Origin of the sequence: Rhizobium sp. J15 (assembly GCF_002531825.1) — a bacterium.
Taxonomy (GTDB): Bacteria; Pseudomonadota; Alphaproteobacteria; order Rhizobiales; family Rhizobiaceae; genus Rhizobium.
The window spans coordinates 272,413-290,365 of record NZ_NWSX01000003.1; the positions used below are offsets into that span (position 1 = coordinate 272,413).

17 protein-coding genes are annotated in these 17,953 nt (G+C 62.6%); 7 read left to right on the forward strand and 10 right to left on the reverse strand.

Annotated features, from left to right (window positions below; all coding sequences use genetic code 11):
- Nucleotides 1-91 precede the first annotated feature (91 nt).
- Nucleotides 92-2,323: a phosphoribosylformylglycinamidine synthase subunit PurL gene (purL, locus tag CO670_RS04945; protein ID WP_097589223.1), complete on the forward strand. Its 2,232-nt coding sequence runs from the start codon at nucleotides 92-94 to the stop codon at nucleotides 2,321-2,323.
- A gap of 19 nt (nucleotides 2,324-2,342) precedes the next feature.
- Nucleotides 2,343-2,576: a BolA family transcriptional regulator gene (locus tag CO670_RS04950; RefSeq protein ID WP_003540079.1), complete on the forward strand. Its 234-nt coding sequence runs from the start codon at nucleotides 2,343-2,345 to the stop codon at nucleotides 2,574-2,576.
- 36 nt (nucleotides 2,577-2,612) lie between these two features.
- Here CO670_RS04950 and CO670_RS04955 read toward each other — a convergent pair whose 3' ends face one another.
- Entirely contained in the window at nucleotides 2,613-3,803 is a 1,191-nt protein-coding gene (locus CO670_RS04955; protein WP_097589267.1) for a hypothetical protein, read from the reverse strand.
- Between the two features lie 165 nt (nucleotides 3,804-3,968).
- Between CO670_RS04955 and CO670_RS04960 the strand changes: the two genes are divergently transcribed.
- From CO670_RS04960 to CO670_RS04980, 5 genes are all read left to right on the forward strand, one after another.
- Nucleotides 3,969-4,199 carry a hypothetical protein gene (locus CO670_RS04960; protein WP_097589224.1) on the forward strand — a complete coding sequence of 77 codons (231 nt, stop codon included), beginning with the start codon at nucleotides 3,969-3,971 and terminating at the stop codon, nucleotides 4,197-4,199.
- 183 nt (nucleotides 4,200-4,382) lie between these two features.
- Nucleotides 4,383-4,718: a Grx4 family monothiol glutaredoxin gene (grxD, locus tag CO670_RS04965; protein WP_009994514.1), complete on the forward strand. Its 336-nt coding sequence runs from the start codon at nucleotides 4,383-4,385 to the stop codon at nucleotides 4,716-4,718.
- A 137-nt stretch (nucleotides 4,719-4,855) separates the two neighbouring features.
- A complete protein-coding gene (locus tag CO670_RS04970) occupies nucleotides 4,856-6,061 on the forward strand; it encodes a multidrug effflux MFS transporter (RefSeq protein ID WP_097589225.1) in 1,206 nt (401 codons plus the stop codon).
- Between the two features lie 34 nt (nucleotides 6,062-6,095).
- The gene (locus CO670_RS04975) at nucleotides 6,096-7,376 is read left to right on the forward strand and encodes a multidrug effflux MFS transporter (RefSeq protein ID WP_097589226.1); all 1,281 of its coding nucleotides are present in this window, start codon (nucleotides 6,096-6,098) and stop codon (nucleotides 7,374-7,376) included.
- Between the two features lie 33 nt (nucleotides 7,377-7,409).
- Nucleotides 7,410-7,883 (forward strand): GNAT family N-acetyltransferase, encoded by a 474-nt coding sequence (locus tag CO670_RS04980; protein ID WP_097589227.1) that lies wholly within the window; start codon nucleotides 7,410-7,412, stop codon nucleotides 7,881-7,883.
- 60 nt (nucleotides 7,884-7,943) lie between these two features.
- Here CO670_RS04980 and CO670_RS04985 read toward each other — a convergent pair whose 3' ends face one another.
- The 9 genes from CO670_RS04985 to CO670_RS05025 form a co-directional block, all read right to left on the reverse strand.
- Nucleotides 7,944-8,768, reverse strand: coding sequence for an inositol monophosphatase family protein (locus CO670_RS04985; protein ID WP_097589228.1), 825 nt, complete (start codon nucleotides 8,766-8,768; stop codon nucleotides 7,944-7,946).
- Between the two features lie 42 nt (nucleotides 8,769-8,810).
- Nucleotides 8,811-9,638, reverse strand: coding sequence for an inositol monophosphatase family protein (locus tag CO670_RS04990; protein WP_097589268.1), 828 nt, complete (start codon nucleotides 9,636-9,638; stop codon nucleotides 8,811-8,813).
- A 46-nt stretch (nucleotides 9,639-9,684) separates the two neighbouring features.
- Complete coding sequence (ttcA, locus tag CO670_RS04995; protein ID WP_097589229.1) at nucleotides 9,685-10,554, reverse strand: tRNA 2-thiocytidine(32) synthetase TtcA; 870 nt, start codon at nucleotides 10,552-10,554, stop codon at nucleotides 9,685-9,687.
- 59 nt (nucleotides 10,555-10,613) lie between these two features.
- Complete coding sequence (locus CO670_RS05000) at nucleotides 10,614-11,543, reverse strand: glutaminase (protein WP_097589230.1); 930 nt, start codon at nucleotides 11,541-11,543, stop codon at nucleotides 10,614-10,616.
- A gap of 72 nt (nucleotides 11,544-11,615) precedes the next feature.
- On the reverse strand, nucleotides 11,616-12,233 hold the full coding sequence (rpsD, locus tag CO670_RS05005; protein ID WP_097589231.1) for a 30S ribosomal protein S4: 618 nt from the start codon (nucleotides 12,231-12,233) through the stop codon (nucleotides 11,616-11,618).
- Nucleotides 12,234-12,571: 338 nt separating this feature from the next.
- Nucleotides 12,572-14,083: an ATP-binding protein gene (locus CO670_RS05010; RefSeq protein ID WP_097589232.1), complete on the reverse strand. Its 1,512-nt coding sequence runs from the start codon at nucleotides 14,081-14,083 to the stop codon at nucleotides 12,572-12,574.
- A 131-nt stretch (nucleotides 14,084-14,214) separates the two neighbouring features.
- Complete coding sequence (gene murI / locus CO670_RS05015; RefSeq protein ID WP_097589233.1) at nucleotides 14,215-15,015, reverse strand: glutamate racemase; 801 nt, start codon at nucleotides 15,013-15,015, stop codon at nucleotides 14,215-14,217.
- Nucleotides 14,996-15,826: an RNA methyltransferase gene (locus CO670_RS05020; protein ID WP_097589234.1), complete on the reverse strand. Its 831-nt coding sequence runs from the start codon at nucleotides 15,824-15,826 to the stop codon at nucleotides 14,996-14,998. Before CO670_RS05020 ends, murI begins: the two co-directional genes overlap by 20 nt.
- 34 nt (nucleotides 15,827-15,860) lie before the next feature.
- Entirely contained in the window at nucleotides 15,861-17,897 is a 2,037-nt protein-coding gene (locus CO670_RS05025; RefSeq protein WP_097589235.1) for an FUSC family protein, read from the reverse strand.
- Nucleotides 17,898-17,953: the final 56 nt, after the last annotated feature.

The window sequence follows — 17,953 nt, forward strand, 5'->3', positions numbered from 1 at the left end:
CCGCCCTCTGTTGACGGCGGGCATTTTCCTGTCGCGCGCCGCCGCTACATAAGCTAAAGACAGCGCAAAACGCGCCAGGGACTTTCCGCTCATGACCATTCCAAACACCATCCCGATCACGCCGGAACTCATAGCAAGCCACGGCCTGAAGCCGGACGAGTACCAGCGTATTCTGGATCTGATCGGCCGTGAACCCACCTTCACCGAGCTCGGCATCTTCTCGGCCATGTGGAACGAGCACTGCTCCTACAAATCCTCGAAGAAGTGGCTGCGCACGCTGCCGACCAAAGGGCCGCGCGTTATTCAGGGTCCGGGCGAAAATGCCGGCGTGGTCGATATCGATGACGGCGACTGCGTCGTCTTCAAGATGGAGAGCCACAACCACCCGTCCTATATCGAACCCTACCAGGGGGCTGCGACCGGTGTCGGCGGCATCCTGCGTGACGTCTTCACCATGGGCGCGCGCCCGATCGCCGCGATGAACGCGCTGCGCTTCGGCGAGCCGGATCATCCGAAGACCCGCCATCTCGTCTCCGGCGTCGTCTCCGGCGTCGGCGGCTACGGCAATTCCTTCGGCGTGCCGACGGTCGGCGGCGAAGTCGAATTCGATGCCCGTTACAACGGCAATATCCTGGTCAACGCTTTTGCCGCCGGTATCGCGAGATCCAACGCCATTTTCCTCTCCGAAGCCAAGGGTGTCGGCCTTCCGGTCGTCTATCTCGGCGCCAAGACCGGCCGCGACGGCGTCGGCGGCGCCACGATGGCATCGGCCGAATTCGACGAATCGATCGAGGAAAAGCGCCCCACCGTTCAGGTCGGCGACCCCTTCACCGAAAAGTGCCTGCTCGAAGCCTGCCTCGAGCTCATGCAGACCGGCGCCGTCATCGCCATCCAGGACATGGGTGCGGCCGGCCTCACCTGCTCGGCGGTCGAAATGGGCGCCAAGGGTGATCTCGGCATCCTGCTCGAACTCGACAAGGTGCCGGTGCGCGAAGAGCGGATGACGGCCTATGAGATGATGCTGTCGGAAAGCCAGGAGCGCATGCTCATGGTGCTGCAGCCGGAGAAGGAAGAGCAAGCCAAGGCGATCTTCGTCAAGTGGGGCCTCGATTTCGCCATCGTCGGCAAGACGACAGACGATCTGCGTTTCCGCGTCGTGCACCAGGGTGAGGAAGTCGCCAACCTGCCGATCAAGGATCTCGGCGATCAGGCGCCGGAGTATGACCGCCCCTGGCGCGAACCCGGCAAGCAGGCGCCCCTGCCCGCCAATCTCGTCGCCGCACCCGAAAATTACGGCCAGGCGCTGCTTCAGCTGGTCGGCTCCGCCAACCAGTCGAGCCGCCGCTGGGTCTACGAGCAGTATGATACGCTGATCCAGGGCAATTCGCTGCAGCTTCCGGGCGGCGACGCCGGCGTGGTGCGTGTCGACGGCCATCCGAGCAAGGCGCTCGCCTTCTCCTCCGACGTTACGCCGCGTTATGTCGAGGCCGATCCCTTCGAAGGCGGCAAGCAGGCGGTCGCCGAGTGCTGGCGCAACATCACCGCGACCGGCGCCGAGCCGCTCGCCGCCACCGACAATCTCAATTTCGGCAATCCCGAAAAGCCCGAAATCATGGGCCAGTTCGTTCAGGCGGTGAAGGGCATCGGCGAAGCCTGCCGCGCGCTCGACTTCCCGATCGTGTCGGGCAATGTCTCGCTCTACAACGAAACCAACGGCGTCGCTATCCTGCCGACGCCGACGATCGCAGGTGTCGGCCTGTTGCCGGACTGGCGCAAGATGGCCCGCATCGGCAGCGCCAATGACGGCGACAAGGTGATCATGATCGGCGTCGACGGCAGCCATCTCGGCCAGTCCGTCTATCTCAGGGACGTGCTCTCCAGCCGCGAAGGCCCGGCGCCCGAGGTGGATCTGTTCGCCGAGCGCCGCAATGGCGATTTCGTCCGTTCCGTCATCCGCAACGGCCAGGCGACCGCCTGCCACGACATTTCTTCCGGCGGCCTTGCCGTCGCGCTCGCGGAAATGGCCATGGCGTCGGACAAGGGCCTGACGATCGATCTCAGCGAAAGCAAGGGCGCCCCGCATGCGCTGCTCTTCGGCGAGGACCAGGCCCGCTACGTGCTGACCGTGCCCGCCGATGTGGCGAATTTCGTCTGCTCGAATGCGGAAGGCGCCGGCGTTCCCTTCCGCCGCCTCGGCACCGTCGGGGGCACGGCGCTCACGGTCGGCGATCTCATCTCGCTGCCGATTCAGCAATTGCGCGATGCCCATGAATCGTGGTTCCCTGATTACATGGAAGGCCGCGGCGAACTGGCTGCGGAATGATGCGCAAGGAGTAACGATCATGGCCATGAAACCCGGCGATATCGAAGACATGATCAAGGCTGGGATTCCCGGTGCCAAGGTGACGATCCGCGATCTGGCGGGCGATGGCGATCACTACGCCGCCGAAGTCGTCGCCGAAGCTTTCCGCGGCAAGAGCCGCGTGCAGCAGCACCAGATGGTCTACGAGGCGTTGAAGGGCAATATGGGCGGCGTCCTGCACGCGCTCGCATTGCAGACCTCGGCGCCGGAATAGGATCTCATCGCTAATTAGAATAAGGGTAGCCCGGCTTCAGCCGGGCATCCGCTTTTCGTCGGGGCTGGTAAAAACCGAAGCCGGCATCGGTCCTGATGTCATCAGCGTAAAGTCAAAGGGTGCCTGGAGATCGGGCCCGAGCACATATTGCCGGTGGACCCGCAGCTGGTCCTTGCGGATCTTGCGGTAGTGTTCGCCGGTCAGCATCTGCTTGACGCGGATAAGCAGGATCTTCGCCGGCGGCGCACCGCCATGGCCGCAGACGGCGACGACCGGCACCTTGTAGAAATTGATCGAATCCGTCAGGCACTGCACATCGAGCCAGGAAATCTCGGGACAGCGGGCGATCAGCCCGACGCGGGCGCGAAGCAGCGTCGCCGATGATAAGAGCGCGCATTGCAGGATGGCGCTGCCGAGCGTCGCGAAGACGACGCGTTTGCCCCTGAATATCTCCGGCTCTCTTTCGAGCAGAATGCCGATCACATGGGCCGCGACGCTCGATCCCATGCTGTGCGACGAGATCACGTATTCATCCGCCTCTTCCGTGAGCGCCTTGCGCACGGCACTGGCCCGGTTCTCCAGCCAGTCATTGAAATCGGCCCGATCCATGCGGCCGAGCGCCACCGCCATTTCCCAATCGGCGAAGAGGTGCAGCGTGTGGAAACGTTCGGAAAACGGCAGGAAGGCGAAGATGAAGAAACAGAGCGCCAGCGGCGCGCTCCAGAGCATGTGCCAAGCCGAAAAGCCGAACTCGTTTGGAAGGATAGCGATCTGCACCGTCAGCGCGAGCGCCAGAGCCGTCAGCAGGAAGGGGAAGAGAAAGAACAGGCCGAAGCGCCAGGCATGACGGAAATATCCCCGCATCCCGCCTTCAAGGATAATCTGGGCGCAGCTTCGAAAACCCGCAAGAATCTGACTGAGCGTATTGCCGCTGCGCAGCCGGCGCACGAGCGCATCGTGCTCGACCATGTGGATCCGACTCTGCGTCTGCCAGCCGGCAGAATCGGCCCCTGCCCCCTCGTCGGCTTTCCCAGGTGCGGCTTGGCCGGTCGTGACCTCGAAACTGAGGGGATCGCTGCCGTCATCCGGCGTTCCCGTCTTGATCGAGTAGCCCCAGACCGCGGAACTCTGCCTGGCCGACCGCTCGTAGCGCGCCCTGTGGGCAAGGCCGTCAAGCGGCTCGAAGCCCGGAAAATGCAGGACGACCCGCTTCTCGATCAATTTCATTCCGCTCTTCCGGCCGGGCGAATGACCGGCATGTGACTGCAGTCCGGCTGCGGACGCCGCCGATATCGGCGAAAAAGCAGCCATGGTCTCGAAGCCGTCTTGCTAACCGAACTCTTCCGGAATTCAATAGCAGCCATGTCGTTTCCACCACGAACGGAGGATTTTGTGGCCGATCTCGTCAAAGAATTGATCTCAGGCGTCGTCGACAGCGTGCTGAAGGAAATCCTCAAGAAAACCACCGGCCGCGTCACGACGAAGCGCAGGAGGCGCAAGACACGCCCTGCCACATCGACGGCAACGGCGCGAAAGACGACCACGGCCAAGCGCAAACCCGCCCGCAAACAGGTCAGCAAGCGCCGCACGGCCGCTGGCCGCAGCCGCCAACGCCGCAGTTGAAGCAAGTGCCGCAGTCTCACTGTGCTCTCCGCACCGTAACGCGGCGGCAACAACTCCGAAGTGGTCTGACCAGATTGGTCTTTTTTTGGTTCGGGCGGCTGGAATTCCTGCCGTCGCATGCTATCTAAGGACAACGATTGAAACGGCGGGCCTTTAACTCGCCTGTGGAAAGGATCAGGTCCTATGAGCGGCATTCACGAATTCATCGACAACGAAATCAAGAGCAACGACGTCGTCCTCTTCATGAAGGGCACGCCGCAGTTTCCGCAGTGCGGTTTCTCCGGCCAGGTCGTGCAGATTCTCGATTACATCGGCGTCGACTACAAGGGCATCAATGTGCTCGCCGATTCTGAAATCCGCCAGGGCATCAAGGATTATTCCAACTGGCCGACGATCCCGCAGCTTTACGTAAAGGGCGAGTTCATCGGCGGCTGCGACATCGTCCGGGAGATGTTCCAGGCCGGTGAGCTGCAGCAGCACCTCCAGGAAAACGGCGTCACCGTTCGCGGCGCCGCCTGATCGGTCACCGGGCGTCCGTCCGGTTTCCAAATCTGTTTCTCGAGTCCGAGGCGCTGCGCTGAGCAGCGCCTTGGCCTGTTTATGGGAATTTCATTGTGACAGATTCATCACAAGCCGTGTCCGCGGGCCGCCTGCCCATGGGCAAGCGTGAGTTCATCGCGCTTGCAGCCTTTCTTATGGCTATCAACTCGCTCGCGATCGACATCATGCTCCCGGCCCTGCAGCAGATCGGCGCCAGCCTCAGCGTCGAAAGCGAGAATCACCGCCAGTTCGTCATCTCTTCCTATCTGCTCGGCTTCGGCTGCGCCCAGCTTTTCTACGGCCCGCTTTCGGATCGCTTCGGCCGCCGCCTGCCGCTGTTGATCGGCCTCGTCATCTATATTCTTTCCGCCGTCGGCAGCGTCTTCGTTCCCTCCTTCGCCGGCCTTCTCGTGCTGCGCTTCATCCAGGGCGTCGGTTCGGCCGCCACCCGCGTCATCACCATCTCCATCGTCCGTGATATCTATGGAGGCCGGCAGATGGCCGAGGTCATGTCGCTGATCATGATGGTCTTCATGATCGTGCCGGTAATTGCACCCGGCGCCGGCCAGGTGGTGATGTTCTTCGGCAACTGGCACCTGATCTTCCTCTTCATCGCCACGATGGCGACCGCAATCGCCGTCTGGGCCTATCTGCGCCTGCCGGAAACCCTCCATCCCGCCAATGTCAGGCCCTTCACCGCCCGCTCGATCTTCGGCGCCTTCAAGCTGGTGCTGACCAATCGCGTGGCGCTCTGCTACACCATCGCCAGCACCTTCATCTTCGGTGCGCTGTTCGGCTTCATCAATTCCGCCCAGCAGATCTATGTCGGCATCTACGGCCTCGGCGTCTATTTCCCCGTCGCCTTCGCCGGCGTTGCGATCTTCATGTCGCTGTCGTCCTTCTTCAATTCGCGCTTCGTCGGCAAGCTCGGCATGCGCCGCCTGTCGCACGGCTCGCTCCTCGGCTTCATCGCCATCAACACGCTCTGGCTGATCGTCCAGATGGCAAGCTCCGAGCCGATGCCCTTCGCCCTGTTCATCACCTTCTTCGGCCTCGCCATGTTCCAATTCGGCTGGATCGGCTCGAATTTCAATTCGCTTGCCATGGAGCCTCTCGGCCATGTCGCCGGCACCGCCTCCTCCGTCCTCGGCTTCATGAGCACGGTCGGCGGCGCCATCATCGGCGCCGGCATCGGCCAGGCCTTCGATGGCACTGCCTTGCCGATGGTCGCCGGTTACTTTGCCGTGTCGGTCGTCGGGCTGGTCTTCGTGCTGATCGCCGAGAAGGGCCGCCTCTTCCACCAGCAGAACCCGGCCGTCTGAACGACCGGGCCATTCGCATTCGGGATATCTCCACATGACGCCGCCGCATAAACCGCATCAGGAAAACCAGGGCTCCCGCCGCATCGGCATGGGTTTCGGCGAATTCGTCGTCACCATCGCCATCATGACCGCCAGCATCGCCATGGCGATCGACAGCATGCTGCCGGCATTGCCGAATATCGGCCATTCCCTCGGCGTCACCAATACCAACGATGCGCAGCTCATCATCGGCGTCTTCTTCCTCGGCTTCGGCGTCTCGCAGATATTCTTCGGCAGCCTTTCGGATACGTTCGGCCGCCGCAATATCCTGCTCGGCGGCCTCGTCTGCTACCTCTTTGCAATGTTTGCCGCCGCGGCAACCGGCAGCTTCGAAATGCTGCTGGTCATGCGCTTCATCCAGGGCGTGGGCGGTGCGGCGGTGCGCATCACCACCATGGCCATCGTGCGCGACTGCTTCGGTGGCCGCGAAATGGCTCGCGTGATGTCCTATGTCATGATCGTCTTCATGATCGTGCCGATCGTCGCTCCTTCCGTCGGCCAACTGATCATCATGTACGCCAACTGGCATTGGATCTTCATCCTGCTCGGCATCGTCGCCTCCATCCTATTCGTCTGGGCGCTTCTGCGTCTGAAGGAATCGCTGCCGCCGGAAGAGCGCCTGCCGCTGTCGGTCGGCTCCGTCGCGGATGGCTTCAAGACCGTGCTCACCAACCGCATCACCTGCGGCTACATGATCGGCCTCACCATGTTCACCGGCGTCATCAGCGCCTATGTCATTTCGGTGCAGCAGGTCTTCGGCGAGGTCTACGGCCTCGGCGATTGGCTGCCGATCGCCTTCGCGGCCACTGCCGGCGGCATCGCGGTCGCCAATTTCGCCAACGGCTTCTTCGTGCGCAAATTCGGCATGCGCCGCATCTCGCACGCGGCCTTGCTGATCTTCACGGTGCTGTCAGCAGCCGGCTTCTTCTATTCGCTGGCGGGCAAGCCCGACTTTGCCGTCGCCTACGGCATCTTCACCATCGTCCTGATGATGTTTGCCGTGATCGCCACCAATTTCACCGCCATCAGCCTCGAGCCGATGGGCAATCTCGCCGGCACGGCCACCGCCGTCACCGGTTTCGTCTCGACCACCTTCGGCGCCATTCTCGGCGGCCTGGTCGGCCAGATGTTCAACGGCACGGTGCAGCCTCTCTTCGGCGGCTTCGCGCTGTTTGGCCTGGTGACGATCGCCGCCACCCTCTGGGCGGAAAACGGCAAGCTCTTCACGCACCCGGGAGACAGCCCGCAACTCGATCCCGGTGCTGCTCACTTCTGAGCGAGGTGCGCCGGATCAATCCAGGGTATCTCGATGAACGAGCGAATTCTGATCAGGCCTTACGCGCCAGACGACGTGGACGCGACGATCGAGATTTTCCTGCGCTCGATCCATGAGGTCTCCTCGAAAGACTATTCCGCCGCTGAAATCGAGGCCTGGGCAAAGGTGGAAGATCGCAGCCTATGGGCGGAACGAAGGATGAGCAGACCTGCCTGGACCGCGGAAATCGGCGGAAAGCCGGTGGGTTTTTCCGATCTGACCGGCGATGGATGCCTGGATATGATGTTCGTTCACCCCGAATTTCAGGGAGTTGGAGTGGCAACCCGCCTGTTGCGCAGGGTCGAGGAAGAGGCTCTCAGGCTGGGGTACGGCCGAATTTATACGGAAGCCAGCAGAACCGCCCGGCCGTTCTTCGAGCGCCAGGGATTCCGAATGGTCGCCAGGCAAATCGTCGAGAAGCGCGGCCAAAGCTTGGAAAACTTCCTGATGGAAAAGCCCTGCGCATGAGCACACGAGAGCCGGCCGCAAATTCGGCGGCCCCGACCGGCCCGTGCAAGGATCGGTTTGTCAGACCGTAAACACCTCACGCCGCAGAAGCTCCCACGAAGCCTTATCAGGCGCAACCAGCAGTCCGCCGTCGAGGTGATGCGGCAGGTAGGGCGATCCGTCGAGCCGCGCCGCATGGGCGCCGGCTTCCTGCGAGATCAAGGTGCCGGCCAGATGATCCCAGGGCATCAGCTTGTTGTACATCAGGTAATGCACATGCCCGCCGGCAAAGGTGCGGTATTCATGGGCCGCGCAGCGGTAGTTGGTGAGGAAGCGCACCTTCGCCAGATTGCCGAGGATCTCGGCGCGCTTATCCTGCGGCAGATATCCGGTCGAGGCCATGCCGACCATCTGGTCGAGCGCGACCGGCTCGGCCGTCCGCAGCCGCTGCGCTTCGCCATCGGGCCGCCGCAGCCATGCACCGCCACCCTTCTCCGCCATAACCCAATCGTCGCCCATCGGATCGTAGATGATCCCGGCGATGGTCTTTCCGCCGGAAATGACGGAGGCCATGACGCCGAAGGCCGGGATGCCCGAAGCGAAATTGAATGTGCCATCGACAGGATCGACGACGATCGCAAGATCGACATCCGCAAGCCCGGTGAGCAGAGCCGGCTCAGCCGCGACCGATTCCTCGCCGAGGAACAGCGCGCCCGGCCAGAGCCGCGCGGCTTCCGCCTTGATCATCCGCTCGGCCTGTTCGTCCGCCTCGGTGACGAGATCCGTCGCTTCGCTCTTGGCGCGAACGTCCTCTCCGCCGAGCCGGCGAAAGCGCGGCAGGATCTCCGCCTGCGCCGCTCGGCGCAGCAGATCGGCAAGCACGGTCACATCGACAGTCGCAGTCATGTCCAAATCCTTTCGGTTCGGCCTTTCCGAAAAGGCCTCAAATCAGATGCCGACGATCTCGCGTCGGATAAGCTGCCAGCTTTCCCTGTCGGGCGCGGAAATGATGCCGCCCGTCGTTTCGCCCGGACGATAGGGCGTGCCGTCGAACTTGGCCGTATGACCGCCCGCCTCCTGATGCGCGAGCACGCCGGCCAGATGATCCCAGGGCATCAGCTTCGCATGGCCGATGAAATGCAGCTTGCCGGAGGCGACCATCCAATATTCATAGGCTGAGCAATTGAAAGCGAAGGTCATTTTGATCTTCGCCATGTTGGCTGAAATGCGCGAGCGATCCGGGTCCTCCATATGGCCCCACGAGATGCCGCCAACCATCTGGTTCAAGGCGGCAGGCTCGGCCACAGCAAGCTTGCTCGATTGCCCATCCTGCCGCGTCAGGAAAGCGCCCGCTCCCTTGATCGCCGTGACCGTATCGCCGAGAACGGGATCGTGAATGATGCCGGCGACCGTCTCACCCCTGACGGTGACCGCCAGTATCGTCCCGAAGACGGGAAACCCGGCGGCGAAATTGAAGGTGCCATCGACAGGATCGATGACAAACGCAAGTTCGGCGTCGGCAAGCGCCGGCACGACGGACCGGTCGGCGTCATAGGCTTCCTCACCGACGATGAGGGCCGAGGGAAAGCGCTCTTTCAGCGCCGCGGTAATCCGGTGTTCGGCGAGCAGATCCGCCTGCGTCACCAGGTCGATTGCCGAGGTCTTTTCCGAAACGTCGGCAGTGCCGAGATTGCGGAAACGCGGCATGATCTCCGCGCGCGCCGCCTCCTTCACGCACTCGCCGAGAAAGAGAATATCCTGATCTGAAATGGTCATGCGAAATCTGTCCTTCATGCAATGAAAAGCCTGCATAGCCGGCCCTTCATGAAGGATCGGTGACACCAAGGCTGGAAAAGTCGAAGAGTTTCGGATCGAGCAGGTGCGACGGGTTCACATGCGAAAGCGCGCGCAGCATCGTGTCCTTGCGGCCGGGCATGCGCCGCTCGATATCGGCGAGCATGTCTTTCATCGCATTGCGCTGCAGCCCGTCCTGAGAGCCGCAGAGATCGCAGGGGATGATCGGGAACTGCATGGCGGCGGCGAATTTGGCGAGGTCGTCCTCGGCGGCATAGGCAAGCGGCCGGAGCACCATCAGGTCGCCTTCGTCGTTCAGGAGCTTCGCCGGCATCGAGGCGAGACGTCCGCCGTGGAAGAAGTTCATGAAGAAGGTTTCGAGAATGTCCTCGCGGTGGTGGCCGAGAACCAGCGCATCGCAGCCCTCCTCCCGCGCAATGCGGTAGAGATTGCCGCGGCGCAGCCGCGAACAGAGCGAGCAATAGGTTGCGCCCTCCGGCACCTTCTCCTTCACGATCGAGTAGGTGTCGCGATATTCGATCCGGTGCCGCACGCCGATCTTCGTCAGATAATCCGGCAACACATGCTTGGGAAAGTTCGGCTGCCCCTGATCGAGATTGCAGGCGATGAGCTCCACAGGCAACAGGCCGCGCCATTGCAGATCGAGCAGCAGCGCCAGCAATCCGTAGGAATCCTTGCCGCCGGAAAGACCGACCAGCCAGCGCTTTTGCCCCTTCAGCATGCCGAAATCGTCGAAAGCCTGGCGCACTTGTCTCAGCAGCCGCTTGCGCAGCTTGTTGAAAGAGACCGAGCGCGGCGCATCGGCAAACAGCGCATGGCCGATAGCGCTGTCGGCTTCGCCGGTTTCCAGGTCGTCAACGTTGGCTGCGATATTCATTGCTTGGTCCCATCGAAGCTTCATCTTGCCTTAGCAGAAAGACCTTCGCCCACACAGCCTCAATCGCCGAAAACCGACCAGCCGGTGCGCGCTGCAAGCATTTCCAGCGCCACCGCCCCGAGCTGCGAATTGCCGACCTTGTTCAGCCCCGGCGACCAGACGGCGATCGAGGCGATACCAGGCGCCACGGCGAAGATGCCGCCGCCGACGCCGCTCTTGCCGGGAAGGCCGACATGATAGGCGAAATCGCCCGAGCCGTCATAATGGCCGCAGGTCAGCATCAGCGCATTGATGCGCCGCGCCCGCTTCGGCGACACCACGGAATGGCCGCTCATCGGATTGCTGCCGCGCGCTGCCAGGAACAGTCCGGCGCGGGCCAGCTGCTTGCAGCTCATCGAGAGCGCGCATTGGTGGAAATAGACGCCGAGCACGTGATCGACGGGATGGTCGAGATTGCGGTAGGCGCGCATGAAGTTGGCAAGCGCGGCATTGCGGTAGCCGGTCTGCGTTTCCGAGCGCGCCACCTTGTCGTCGATGGTGATCGATTCGTCATCGGCCAGATAACGCACGAAGCGCAGCAATTCGCCGATCGCCTCGCGCGGCGCATGGCCAGCCATGACGACGTCGGTAACGGCGATCGCGCCGGCATTGATGAAGGGATTGCGCGGGATTCCGCTCTCATGCTCGAGCTGGACGATCGAATTGAAAGCCGACCCGGAAGGTTCGCGCCCGACGCGCTTCCACAGGCTCTCGCCGACCTTGCCGAGCGCCAGCGTCAGCATGAAGACCTTGGAGATGCTCTGGATCGAGAAGGAAATATCGGCATCGCCGACGCGATAGACCTTGCCGTCGACGGTGACGATCGCCATGCCGAACTGCCGCGGATCGACCTTGGCAAGCTCGGGAATATAATCGGCAACCTTGCCCTCGCCGATGCGCGGCAGGATATCGGTGTAGATGCTGTCGAGGGTCGCCTGCAAATCCGCCATCGCTTCTCTCCGGATAACAAAAAAGCCGCCCGAAAGAGCGGCTTTTCCATATGCGAAAACGCCTGGTGCTTCTTAACGCGAATAGAATTCGACGACCAGATGCGGTTCCATGACGACCGGGAACGGAACGTCGCTAAGGTTCGGAACGCGGGCGAAGGTGGCGACCATCTTGTTGTGATCGACTTCGATATAGTCCGGAACGTCGCGCTCGGCGAGGCTGACGGCTTCCAGAACGGTCACGAGCTGCTTCGACTTTTCGCGAACTTCGATGACGTCGCCGGCCTTGCAGCGGTAGGAACCGATGTTGACGCGAACGCCGTTGACGGTCACGTGGCCGTGGTTGACGAACTGACGGGCAGCAAAGACCGTCGGAACGAACTTGGCGCGATAGACGATCGCGTCGAGGCGGGCTTCCAGAAGACCGATCAGGTTTTCGGAGGTGTCGCCCTTGCGGCGAGCGGCTTCGGCGAAGATCGCGCGGAACTGCTTTTCGCGCAGGTCACCGTAGTAACCCTTGAGCTTCTGCTTGGCGCGCAGCTGCACACCGAAGTCCGAAAGCTTGCCCTTGCGGCGCTGGCCGTGCTGGCCCGGGCCGTATTCGCGGCGGTTCACCGGGGACTTCGGACGGCCCCAGATGTTTTCGCCCATACGGCGGTCAATTTTGTACTTGGACGATTCGCGCTTGCTCATCGCATTTCCTTTCAAATGTTTAAGGCGATTTGTTGCCAAACCGCGCGAAGGAAACACGCCCTCCTCTGACCTCTTGCGAGACCTGACAGGATGTTTCGGTTACGCGAACAGAAACGATCCACGGGACATGTCAAATGAAACACCGGACATTGCTGCCCGGTGCTTGGCGCGGTCTTTAGAGGCCCGTCATGAAAATGTCAACTGCGCTAGAGCATGATGCCGAAAAGTGTAGGCGGTTTTCGGACGACATCATGCTCTAACTCTTTAATTGAGAACAGGATTCAGATTTTAGGCCGGGCGGGGCTAAAATCATCCTGTTCTAGAGCCCGAAAGCGCCACTATTCCGCAGCCAGCGGCTGATCGCCTGTGTCAGGCGCATTCGCGTCGCCCGGCGCGGTCTGGCAATTCATGTCGGGGAAGGCGACGATGCGCTTGCCGGAGAAATCCGTGTGCACGACGACGATCCCCTGCTCCTCGAAATAGCCGAGCAGGCGGCGGGCGCGCCGCGCCGAATGGGTGCCGTAAGCGCGGGCGATGCGGGCGTCGGAAGGGCACGGCTCACCACAGACGGCGGCCTTGGCGAGCATCAGGAAGACGCCCTGCAGGTCGTCGGTGACACCTGCCGACAGCGACAGCGCCGTTGCCCACGCATCGCTCGCCGCTGTCGCGGCGTCGACGCCCGAGCGGGAGATCGCCACCCGCCGGCGGAAATCCGGCAGCGCGATCGGCGGCCCCGGCACGCGGCGCATGCGCAGCCGCACGAGGAAGTCCTGATAGAGCACGGAATCGGTGCGGAAGGCGGAGGTGGGGTCGTCGAGTATCTCGGCCAGCACGCCGGCAAGCCGCTCTTCCCGCTCCTCGGCGGAAAGCTCCGGCTGGCTCGTCCTCGCCTCGACCGGCGCTGGCGATGCCGCCGGCGTCGAGCGCGACAGCTCCGCCAGGATATCGGTCGTCGGCCGCGGCGCCGGCGGCGCGCGGCGCACGAGCGGACGCTGGAATTCCTCCGGATCGGGCGTGAAGATCAGATCCTCTACATCCTGCGGCGCATCCGGCAGCGGCATAAGCTTCGGGCTGGAGGAGCGCGCCGAGGTCTCGACCGCGCCGATCTGGATCGGCAATGGCCGACGGGACAATGCCGGCCCGAGAGCGACGAAATTGCCGCGCTTCAGGTCTCGGAACATCTCGGCCTGGCGCCGGTCCATGCCGAGCAGGTCGGCGGCGCGCGCCATATCGATATCGAGGAAGGTGCGGCCCATCAGGAAGTTGGAGGCTTCGGCCGCGACGTTCTTGGCGAGCTTGGCGAGACGCTGCGTCGCGATCACGCCGGCAAGCCCGCGCTTGCGGCCGCGGCACATCAGATTGGTCATGGCGCCCAGCGACATCTTGCGCGCATCTTCCGAGACGTCGCCGCCGACCGAGGGCGCAAACATCTGGGCTTCATCGACGACGACCAGAACCGGATACCAATATTCGCGATCGGCATCGAACATGCCGTTGAGGAAGGCTGCGGCCGCCCGCATCTGCTGCTCGATATCGAGCCCTTCCAGCGTCAGAACGCAGGAAACGCGGTGCTGGCGGATGCGGTTGGCGATGCCGGCAAGCTCGGCCTCGGTGCGCTCGCCATCCACGACCACGTGGCCGAAACGATCGGACAGCGTGACGAAGTCACCTTCGGGATCGATGATGACCTGCTGCACCCATTGCGCAGATTGTTCCAGCAGGCGGCGCAACAGATGCGACTTGCCCGATCCTGAGTTTCCCTGCACGAGCAGACGCGTCGCCAGCAACTCCTCGATATCGAGTGTCGCCGGAGCGCCGGACGCCAATCCCATATCGATGCCAACCTGCAATGCTGATCCTCGCGACGAAGAGACTCACATGAACGAAGCGCCATTCTTCCGAAACGGCAACGCCCCGTCTATCAAAGAATATAGTGATTTTCAGGAGTGGATTTTGCCAACCCACAGGACAATTCCCGGCATCACGCTTTCAGCCCGAAGCCCTGCATCAGCCGCCGCGTGGCGAAATCGGGATTGCCCGATGTGAAGACGGCAAAGTCGAAATTGTCGGGGTGAACGGCATCCGCGACCTCAGGCACCAGCGTGCGGGCGCGCCGGGCAATGGCTTCCGCCGGATCCAGCCAGTCCACCGGCCAGGGTGCGAGCCTCCGGAACATATTGGCCATGAAGGGATAATGCGTACAGGCGAGCACGACGATATCGGTTTTGCGGCCGTCCTTCTCGACGAAACATTGCTCGATCTCGCTCGTCACCGCTTCATCGGACACCGCATCGCCGCGAATATAGGCCTCGGCCATGCGTGCGAGGTTCTCCGAGCCGACCAGCCGCACATGGCACTGCTGGGCGAAGGACTGGATGAGGTCGCGCGTATAGGCGCGCTTGACCGTGCCGGGGGTGGCGAGCACCGAGACGAGGCCTGAACGCGTCCGCTCAGCCGCCGGCTTGATCGCCGGCACGGTGCCGACGAAGGTCATCTGGGGAAAGGCGGCGCGCAGATCGGCGCCAACCAGCGTGAACGCGGTGTTGCAGGCGATGATGCAGACTTCGGGGTCATACTCAATCAGCAGCTTGCCGAAGAGCCCGATGATCCGCTCCTTCAGCGCCTGCTCCTCCCAGCCGCCATAGGGAAAGCCGGCATCGTCGGCGACATAGATGAAGCCGCGCTCTGGCATCAGCACGCGCGCTTCACGCAGCACGGTCAGCCCGCCAATGCCGGAATCGAAGAGGAGGATGGGTTTCAGCTCATTCGTCGGCGCTGTCATCAGTGGACGCATCCTTGCCGGATCGGGTGAAACCGCCTTTGCGCGGACTGTTGCGCGTAAAGCGGTCGAGGGAGGAGATGACGCCGCGCAGCACGCTGATTTCCTGTTCCGTGAATGCCCGGCGGGAGAGGACTGCGCGCAGGTTGTCGACCATTTTCGGCTTTTTCGAGGGCGGATGGAAATAGTTGCGTGAATCGAGCGCCTCTTCCAGCTGGTCGAACAGGCCGAAAAGCTGCTCCTTGGTGGAGGGCCGCTGCTCGAGCGCCTGGAACGGCACGGCTTCCAGATCCTCCATGCCCGATTTCATCCATTCATAGGACATCAGCAGCACAGCCTGGGCGATATTGAGCGATGCAAAAGCCGGATTGACCGGGAAGGTGACGATCTCGTCGGCCAACGCCACTTCCTCATTCGTCAGGCCCCAGCGCTCGCGGCCGAAGAGGATGCCGGTCGCCTCGCCTGCCCGAAATCGGCTGCGCAGATTTGTGGCGGCAAAGACCGGCGCCCGCACCGGCTTGTAATTGTCGCGGCTGCGCGCCGTCGTCGCGTAGACGAAGTTGAGATCGGCGATCGCCTCTTCCAGTGTGGCGAAGACCTTGGTGCCCTCGATGACGTGATCGGCCTTGGAGGCCGCGGCCTGCGCCTTCTCATTCGGCCAGCCGTCGCGCGGATTGACGAGGCGAAGGTCGACAAGCCCGAAATTCGCCATGGCGCGCGCCACCATGCCGATATTCTCGCCCATCTGCGGCTCGACCAGAATGATAACCGGCCCTTCGGCCAGAAGTTGACGCTCGCTGTTGGTGCCGGCCATGGTGCCTATCGTGTTTCCTATTCCTGAGTGCCCATTATTCTTGATTCAGGGGCGCAATAGCTTTGCCAGCCGCAAACGGCAAGTCCTGCGTCTCCGCGGGATAGAGCCGCTCCAGCGTCGAGCCGATCACTTCGACGGCGAGCCGCGCACCTTCCCGCCAGAGCGGCAGGTGGCGGCTCGCCGGCCTCATCTGCTTGCGGGTTATGAGGAAACATTCCGAGCCGCGGATGGCAACCCTCTCCAGCGTGCCGATATCGGCAGCGATCCGCCGCTTCAGATCGTCATCGACGGCGTCAGCGATATGGTTCCGCGCCAGGATGCGCGACCAATAGGTCGCCGAGAGAAAAATCGCCAGCGTCCGGCGGATTTGTCCCGGCCTGGTGACAATGGACCAGGTGGAGCCGAGCGGGCGCGCGGCGAGCGTAATGTCGCGGTAACAGGCATCGACCTTCTGCGAGACGACGATGAGCTCCGGCTGGCTCTTCTTCTCCGATACGGCCGATAGCAGCTCCCTCAAGGCGTCGAACCATTTGGCGATCGCCGTATCGAGCGCGCCGCGCGTGCGCGCCGGCAGCACGAGGAAAGCCACCAGTGTTCCCGCGACCGCGCCGATGACGGTCTCCTCGAGGCGCAGCTTCAAGAGGTCGAAGGTCAGGACGCCCATCATGCCATAGACGAGACAAAGAACGATCGAGATGAAGAACGTCATCGTCGCATAGGAAATCTGCAGGAAAAAGAAGGCAAGAAAGATGCAGGCGACCGAAAAGGCAATGGCAATCGCCGGATGTCCCGCAAGCAGCGTCGCCAGGACAAGGCCGAAAGCGATGCCGAACAGCGTGCCTATCGACCGCTGCAGCGCCTTGATGGCCGTATCGCCGCGGGAATTCGTGTTGGTGAAGACGAGGAAGGAGGCCAGCACCGCCCAGAACCAGCGCTCGCGGGAAAGCGCCAGGCCGAGCGTCATGGCGATTGCCGCTGCCAAGGTGATCTGAAGGGCCGAGCGGATGAGCGGATTTTTCAGCGAAAAATCGATTGGGGCTGCCGTGCTGATCTCGTCCACCGAGGCGATCTCGGCGAAGTTCGCGCGGCGCCCGGCATCGATCGTTTCCATCAGCTGCCGTCGTGCGGCGGCAAGCCAGAGGAGTGCACGCACCGTTTCGCCCTGCGGCTGGCCGTCTTTATCGGCAACGGCCTTCTCCTCATCAGAAAGCACCGCCTTGTCATCCTCGATGACGGCGTGGACGAGTGCAAAGGAGGGCGGGCTCTGGAAGCTCAGCACGATCGCGCTCTCCGCCGCAAGATGCGCATCGAACAGCCGGATCGCCAGCTCCGCAGCCGGTGCGGAGGCGCCGTCGAAGACGCCGCCTGGCGGGCGGGGGATGAAGCTCTCGGCCATCAGCACCACTTCCTTGAGCCGCTCTTCCAGCTGCCGCAGTTCCTGCCGGTCTGCCTCTTCGATCTTGCCATCCGCGGCAAGCGCAGCAAGCTTGAAAAGGATCTGGTTGATGCGGCCCCGCACGCTTTCCAGCGAACGCAGCAGGTCGCGCCGCCAATTGTCGGGCAGGAGCACCGCCCTCACCCAATGGCTGACGAGCGCCGAGACGACAGGGCCGATCACCACGAGCGGCAGCTCCGCCATCTTCGGATGAAAATAGGAGCCCATGAAGTAGGATGTGAAGGCAAACATGCCGATTGCAAAGCCGCGCGGGCCGTAAACGCGGCCGGACGAGGCCAGGAAGATCACCGCGAGAAAAATGAAATCCGAAAGAATACGCTGCGACTCGAGCGCGGCCGCAATGCCGACGACGATGACGCTCGCAAGGCAGCCGAGCAATCGGGTGATGAGCTGGCGCGTCGAGCCCTTGTCGCGCACCGCGACCCCGCCTTCGATCGACAGCACGATGCCGAGGCCATAGGAAGCAACCGGCAGCGGCACGATGAGCGTGCTGATCGCATAAAGGATCACGAAGGACAGAACGATCGACAGCGTGACGCGTGAACCCATGCGCAGGCGCGAAAGCGCCGGGTCATTGGCCAGCAGCCAGTCTCGAAACTCAAAGCCGGAAATCACCCTCGCCAGTCCTCATGCGCGCCGGAGGCAGCCGTCCCGAGAGCGAGATACCGCAG